The sequence below is a fragment of the Polaromonas sp. P1_E3 genome, from assembly GCF_056405935.1.
Genome location: NZ_JBFUBD010000375.1, coordinates 1 through 2,556, shown reverse-complemented (window position 1 = coordinate 2,556; position 2,556 = coordinate 1). Strand labels below are relative to the sequence as shown.

Sequence of the window (2,556 nt, the reverse complement as noted above, 5' to 3'; positions counted from 1 at the left end):
GATTGCGGCCGCGGCACGTTTACGCACCGCCATGCGGTCATTCACGACCAGAACCGCGAGAAGTTCGACACCGGTACCTATGTGCCGCTGCAAAACGTGGCCGACAACCAGGCGCCGTTCGTCGTCATCGACTCCATCCTGTCGGAAGAAGCCGTGCTGGCGTTTGAATACGGCTATGCATCGAATGATCCCAACACGCTCGTGATCTGGGAAGCCCAGTTCGGTGATTTCGCCAACGGTGCGCAGGTCGTGATCGACCAGTTCATCGCCTCGGGTGAAGTCAAGTGGGGCCGCGTCAACGGCATCACGCTGATGCTGCCGCACGGCTATGAAGGCCAGGGCCCTGAGCACAGCTCGGCACGCCTTGAGCGCTTCATGCAGTTGTCGGCGGACACCAACATGCAGGTGGTGCAACCCACCACGGCCAGCCAGATTTTCCACGTGCTGCGCCGCCAGATGGTGCGCAACCTGCGCAAGCCGCTGGTCATCATGACGCCCAAGTCGCTGTTGCGCAACAAGGACGCCACTTCGCCGCTATCCGAGTTCACCAAGGGTGGGTTCCAGACCATCATCCCCGAGACCAAGGATGACATCAATAAAAAGGCCGACAAGGTCAAGCGCATCATCGCGTGTTCGGGCAAGGTGTATTACGACCTGGCCAAGAAGCGTGAAGAAAAGGGCATTGACGATACGGCCATCCTCCGTGTTGAGCAGCTTTATCCGTTCCCCCACAAGGCTTTTGCAGCCGAGCTGAAAAAGTACCCGAACGCCACCGACATCGTGTGGTGCCAGGACGAGCCACAAAACCAGGGCGCCTGGTTCTTTGTGCAGCACTACATCCACGAGAACATGTTCGAAGGTCAAAAACTGGGCTATTCCGGCCGCGCTGCTTCAGCATCACCGGCCGTGGGCTATTCGCACTTGCACCAGGAGCAGCAAAAGGCGCTGGTGGACGGCGCGTTTGCCAAGCTCAAGGGTTTTGTGCTGACCAAGTAAGGCCGCACGAATTCCCGAACCAAGACACGAACACAAGAACGAACCCGAAAGAATCAACATGGCTATCGTAGAAGTCAAAGTCCCCCAGCTGTCCGAGTCCGTGGCTGAGGCCACCATGCTGCAGTGGAAGAAAAAAGTCGGTGATGCAATCGCCGTGGATGAAATCCTGATTGAGATCGAAACCGACAAGGTGGTGCTGGAAGTGCCGGCACCTTCCGCGGGTGTGCTGACCGAGCTGGTCGTCGCCGACGGCGGCACGGTGGTGTCGGATCAGGTGATTGCCCGGATCGATACCGAAGGCAAAGCGGGTGCCGCTGCTCCTGCAGCCGCCCCGGCGGCGGCCGCTGCAGCACCTGCCGCTGCTGTGGCGTCCGCGCCTGCTCCCGCAGCCGGTGGTTCCATGGCTGGCGTTCCCATGCCCGCTGCAGCCAAGCTGATGGCTGACAACAACCTTGCTGCCGGCTCGGTGCCTGGAACCGGCAAAGATGGCCGCGTCACCAAGGGTGACGTCCTCGGTGCTGCCGCTAGCGGTGCCAAGCCGGCCGCTGCCGCCATCCCAACGGGCGTGCCGACCGCGGCCTTGCCGCAGGTTGCTGCTTCGGCTAAACCTTCCGATCTGGGTGACCGCCCTGAGCAGCGCGTCCCCATGAGCCGCCTGCGCGCGCGTATCGCCGAGCGCCTGTTGCAGTCCCAGTCCACCAACGCCATCCTGACCACGTTCAACGAAGTGAACATGGCGCCTGTCATGGAAATGCGCAAGCGCTTCCAGGAAAAGTTTGAAAAAGAACATGGCGTAAAGATCGGCTTCATGAGCTTCTTTGTGAAGGCCGCTGTGCATGCGCTGAAGAAGTATCCCGTGCTCAACGCGTCGGTTGACGGCAATGACATCGTGTATCACGGTTACTTCGACATCGGCATCGCGGTGGGCTCACCCCGCGGCCTGGTGGTTCCCATCCTGCGCAATGCCGACCAGATGAGCTTTGCAGACATCGAAAAGAAAATTGCCGAATACGGCGCCAAGGCGCGCGACGGCAAGCTGGGCATTGAGGAAATGTCGGGCGGTACTTTCTCGATCTCCAATGGTGGCGTGTTCGGCTCCATGCTGTCCACCCCGATCATCAACCCGCCGCAGTCAGCGATTCTGGGCGTGCATGCGACCAAGGACCGCGCCGTGGTGGAAAACGGCCAGATCGTGGTGCGCCCGATGAACTACCTGGCCATGAGCTATGACCACCGCATCGTCGACGGTCGTGAAGCCGTGCTGGGCCTGGTGGCGATGAAGGAAGCGCTGGAGGATCCTGCACGTCTGCTGTTCGACATCTAAGGCTGTTGATGCGCCGCCTCGCTGCCTGCTTGGCCTGCACGTTGAGCGTGGGCCTGGCTGCGGCTGCGGCGCCGGTTGGCGACAACTGGAGCGGTTACTACGGACTGCAATGGGTTAGYGTTTCGCAGGCGGGGGCCCGGCTGGTACTGGCAAACGCGCCGGACGCTGACCCGGGGAAGCTGGTTGAAAAATACCAGACGGACCTGGCGCGATGGACCATTGCCGATGTGCGGACC

2 protein-coding genes and 1 pseudogene are annotated in these 2,556 nt (G+C 61.0%); all 3 read left to right on the top strand.

The window, feature by feature from the left end; all coding sequences use genetic code 11:
* Positions 1-996: pseudogene (gene sucA / locus AC1D0Z_RS19425) on the top strand (2-oxoglutarate dehydrogenase E1 component); the annotation flags it as partial.
* Positions 997-1,054: 58 nt separating this feature from the next.
* Entirely contained in the window at positions 1,055-2,320 is a 1,266-nt protein-coding gene (gene odhB, locus AC1D0Z_RS19420) for a 2-oxoglutarate dehydrogenase complex dihydrolipoyllysine-residue succinyltransferase (RefSeq protein ID WP_477659821.1), read from the top strand.
* An 8-nt stretch (positions 2,321-2,328) separates the two neighbouring features.
* Positions 2,329-2,556 (top strand): hypothetical protein (locus tag AC1D0Z_RS19415; protein ID WP_477659820.1); only part of this gene is annotated, 228 nt, incomplete at its 3' end.

Excerpts from the sequence above, each read along its gene's own strand:
- odhB (WP_477659821.1), top strand. The coding sequence starts at position 1,055 with ATGGCTATCGTAGAAGTCAAAGTCCCCCAGCTGTCCGAGTCCGTGGCT.